This window comes from Calidithermus terrae (genome assembly GCF_003574345.1).
In the GTDB taxonomy this organism is placed as follows: Bacteria; Deinococcota; Deinococci; order Deinococcales; family Thermaceae; genus Calidithermus; species Calidithermus chliarophilus.
This window is the reverse complement of sequence record NZ_QXDL01000365.1, coordinates 1-2,273: the sequence shown is the minus strand read 5'-3', so window position 1 is coordinate 2,273 and position 2,273 is coordinate 1. Positions and strand designations below refer to the sequence as shown.

The window sequence follows — 2,273 nt, the reverse complement described above, 5'->3', positions numbered from 1 at the left end:
TGTCGGGGGTGGCAGGGGGGCGGGGGGCGAACCCCGCCCCCATACACCCCTGACGGCGGAGCGGCCCCCGCCAAACCACAGCACCGAGACCCGCTCCCTCCCTCATTTCCGCTCCTCGATCACCAGCCGGGAGTAGAAGAACGCCTTGTCCTGCCGGTGCAACCGCTCGGCCTCCTCGAGCCTCGGCTCCAGCAGGTGCGCCAGCGACTCCGGGCGGCTGCGCGGCACGATCATGTTCCAGTACACCAGCCGCCCGCCCGGCCTCAGGCGCGCCGCCAGCGTCCCCAACAGGGCTTCGGTGGCCTCCTCCGACATGTACTCGAAGACGTCGGAGAGGTTGGCCCTCTCGAAACCCTCGGGGTGCTGGGCGAGGTATTCCTCGAGGCTCATCCGCTGCCAGCTCAGCCGGTCGAGGTTGGCCCGGATGGTGGCGAAGTGCTCGGGCCGCAGGTACAGCGGCAAGACCGAGTCGTGGCGCTCGAGCAGGATCCAGCGCAGGTAGGGGTTGTGGGCGGGCTCGAGCTCGGTGAGGGCGTGGCGCGTGCGGGCCTTGACCTGCGCCGAGACGCTGCCCTCGGCGTGGTCGAAGAAGGCCGGGTCGCGCCCCAGGCGGCCCATCACGAAGCGCGAGAAGAAGAGCCTCATGAGCAGCCGGTAGCGCCCTGTGTTGAAGTGCCGCTCGAAGAAGGCCGCCCGCTCCGCCTCGGGCTTGGGCGTGAGCAGCTCGCGCACCCTGGCCCCTGAGAGCAGAAAGGGCAGCACGAAGCGGCGGAAGAGCGCGAAGTAGCGCTCGAACTTGCCCAGCCGCCCGATGCCCCGCTCCACCGGCTGCGCGTCCCAGAAGCGCCGGGCGTCGGGCGAGAGCAAGGGGCGGCAGCGCTGGTAGAGCCCTCGCCGCCGCGCGCTGGGCACCGAGCCGACGAGCTCGAGCAGCTCGGGGTGTTCGAGCGCCCGGAAGGCCGCCGCCCGCAGCTCGAGGCAGTGGATCTGCGGCGCGCTCAGGTCGAGGGCCACCACACTGGCGGGGTGCTGGGTGAGCATCGCCAGGGCGTTGTCGCCCGCCGAGGCGATGGAGAGGCAGCGGTCGCCGGGCCGGATCCGGAGGGCCTCGAGCAGCACGTCGGCGTCCTCCCAGACCTGGGCGTAGCGGATGCGCGAGAAGTCGGCCTTGGCCTGCACCTCGCTGCGGGGCCGCCCTAAGCGGCGGGTCACGGGCTCACCCCCGCCTTCAATAGCCGCACCGTGCCCGCGCTGCCGTCGAGCTCGACCTCGTCGCCGTCGCGCAGCCAGCGGGTGGCCCCGTCCAGGCCCACCACGCAGGGGATGCCCAGCTCCCGCGCCACGATGGCCGAGTGCGACAGCAGGCTGCCCCGCTCGACGATCAGGCCCCGCGCCAGCGGCAGGACCAGGATCCAGCCGGGGTCGGTGCGGGGCGCGACCAGGACGGCGGGCTCCTCGAGCCGCGCCGCGCGGGGGTCGAGGATCACCCGCACCCCGCCCCGCACGCGCCCCGGCGAGCAGGCCAGGCCCCGGCGCAACTCGGCGCCCTGCCCCTCGGCCTCCTGGCCCACCGGCTCGGCCTCGTACACGCTCCCCAGGCTGCGGAAGCGGCGGGGCGGCTCGCCCTCGGCCCGGTGGCGCTCGAACTCGGCCTTGCGCAGCGCGGCCAGGCCCCGCAGGTCGAGGCTGACGGCGGTGCCCTCGGCGTAGCCCAGGATCTCCTCGACCGTCAGGTAGAACACGTCGTCCTCGTGCTCGAGCCGCCCCATCGCCCGCAGGCGCTGCCCCATCGCCCGGAACAGGCGGCGGGCCTCGCCGAAGACCCGGGTGCGCTCGAAGCGCAGGTTCTCCCGGCCCCGCACCCGCGCCCGCGCCTCGCGCAGCACGTAGGCGAAAACCCGGCGCCGCCACCCCGAGAGCTGCCCCAGCGCCCGCGCCTCGGCGGCCCGGCGGCGGGCTTCGGCCTCGGAGGCGGGGGACTCGGGGGCGCGGGCCAACTGCGCGACCGTCCGGGCCAGCAGTTCGGGCTGGTCGGTGAGGGTGGGGCTCTCCAGCTTGAGCTCGTCGAGGCAGCGGTCGCCGAAGCGCTCGAGGTAGGCCCGGAACTCGCGTTCCAGCTCGGGGTGCTCGCGCAGCGCGGCGGCGGGGTCGGCCTCGAGGCGGCCGATGAGGTCCGGGTTCCCCCGCACCCGCGCGGCCATGGCCCGCAGGCGCTCGGCGGGCTCGGCGCTGACCATGCCCCCCTCCCCCGCCACCAGGTCGTTGTGCAACGC

2 protein-coding genes are annotated in these 2,273 nt (G+C 74.5%); both read right to left on the bottom strand.

What is annotated here, in order from left to right; translation table 11 throughout:
* Window positions 1–102 precede the first annotated feature (102 nt).
* Window positions 103–1,212: a BtaA family protein gene (locus Mterra_RS20745; protein WP_176582567.1), complete on the bottom strand. Its 1,110-nt coding sequence runs from the start codon at window positions 1,210–1,212 to the stop codon at window positions 103–105.
* A partial coding sequence (locus Mterra_RS20740) for a PEP-utilizing enzyme (RefSeq protein WP_245971715.1) occupies window positions 1,209–2,273 on the bottom strand: 1,065 nt, incomplete at its 5' end. The genes Mterra_RS20745 and Mterra_RS20740, both read right to left, overlap by 4 nt.